The 1,409-nt window shown below is 62.5% G+C and carries 2 protein-coding genes; both read left to right on the top strand.

What is annotated here, in order from left to right; genetic code table 11:
- Positions 1–376: 376 nt before the first annotated feature.
- Positions 377–997 (top strand): tyrosine-type recombinase/integrase, encoded by a 621-nt coding sequence (locus tag C8E01_RS21395; protein ID WP_243409766.1) that lies wholly within the window; start codon positions 377–379, stop codon positions 995–997.
- The coding region (locus C8E01_RS21390) for an IS91 family transposase (protein ID WP_207774938.1) at positions 997–1,409 on the top strand (413 nt) is incomplete at its 3' end. The genes C8E01_RS21395 and C8E01_RS21390, both read left to right, overlap by 1 nt.

Raw genomic sequence — 1,409 nt, 5'->3', positions numbered from 1 at the left:
CTTGTTGCACTAAACCTTCGGTAGCTGGTTTTAAAAAGCAGCGGATAAGGGCTATCTTTTGGAATCACACTTAACTCTTACATAAGATGAAAAAAAAGAACCTACCCTTATCCAGACTGCCTGTACTAATGTAGCGGGATTCAGCGAGCTTTACGAGAAGTTCTCCAAAAAAATCACCGTCGCCGGCCGCGGCCAGAGCACCCTCAAAAACTACAGCCACCACCTGGCCAAGGTAGCCCTGCACTTTAACTGCCTGCCCACCGAGCTGGACGCTGATCAGATCAACGACTACCTTTACCTGGTAAAGCAGCAGCACAACACCCCCTCCGATTCCTATTTCAAGTTCACCGTCTACTCCCTGCGCTACGTCTTCCGCATGGAGGGCCTCAAGGACAAGCGCATCGAGCTGCCCGCCCTCAGGCGCGAGGGCAAGTTGCCTGTGGTGCTCAGCAAGCCCGAGGTCAAGAGGCTGCTCTCTGCGCCCAAACTGCTCAAGCACCGCCTGCTGCTGGCCACCCTCTACGGCTGCGGCCTGCGCTGCAGTGAGGCGTGCAACCTGAAGCTCTCCGATGTGGACTTTGACCGCCGCATGCTGCACGTGCGCCGGGGCAAGGGAGGCAAGGACCGCTACGTGCCCCTGAGCGGCCACCTGGTCCGCGGCCTTGAAAAGTACATACAGGCCGAGTGCCCGCAACAGTGGCTCTTCAACGGACAGGTGCAGGAGAACGAGCAGGGGCTGCGCGACAGGCGCTACACCACGGCCGGCGTGCAGTGGGTGGTGCGGGAGGCCAGAAAGGCGGCCGGCATCGCAAAGCAGCTCACCCCTCACACCCTGCGCCACACTTATGCCACCCACCTCCTGGAGGACGGCCTGGACATCGTCTCGATCAGGGACCTGCTGGGCCACGCCTGCATCGACACCACCATGGTCTACCTGCACGTGGCCCAGTCGGGCAGGAAAAAGCCCTTCTCCCCGCTGGACACGCTCTACTGCTAGTGCGGGCCAAGCACGAGGTGGCCCATGTGCTCCAGGCGCACTGGCCCCAGGTGGAGAACTGCGGCGGCATCAACTCCTGGCAGCTGCGCACCCTTGGGGCTATCCTGCGCTGCCGCACCCGGGCCATGGGCGGGCACGTGGACGCCTGCTCGGACTGCGGCCAGGTGCGCGTCAGCTACAACTCCTGCCGCAACCGCCACTGCCCCAAGTGCCAGGGCCGCAGGCGGGAGCAGTGGATACAGGCCCGGCAGGCCGAGCTGCTGCCCGTGCCCTACTTCCACGTGGTCTTCACCCTGCCCGACACGCTCAACCAGCTGGCTATGCATCAGCCCAGGCTCGTCTACGATACCCTCTTCGAGGCCGCCTGGCAGACGCTGCTTGCCTTCGCCAGTGACCGAAAGCACCTGGGGGC

Source organism: Pontibacter virosus, from assembly GCF_003096355.1.
In the GTDB taxonomy this organism is placed as follows: domain Bacteria; phylum Bacteroidota; class Bacteroidia; order Cytophagales; family Hymenobacteraceae; genus Pontibacter; species Pontibacter virosus.
This window is presented reverse-complemented; position numbering and strand designations above follow the sequence as displayed.

Coding starts and splice junctions, on each gene's coding strand:
- C8E01_RS21395 (WP_243409766.1), top strand. CDS start 377: ATGGAGGGCCTCAAGGACAAGCGCATCGAGCTGCCCGCCCTCAGGCGC.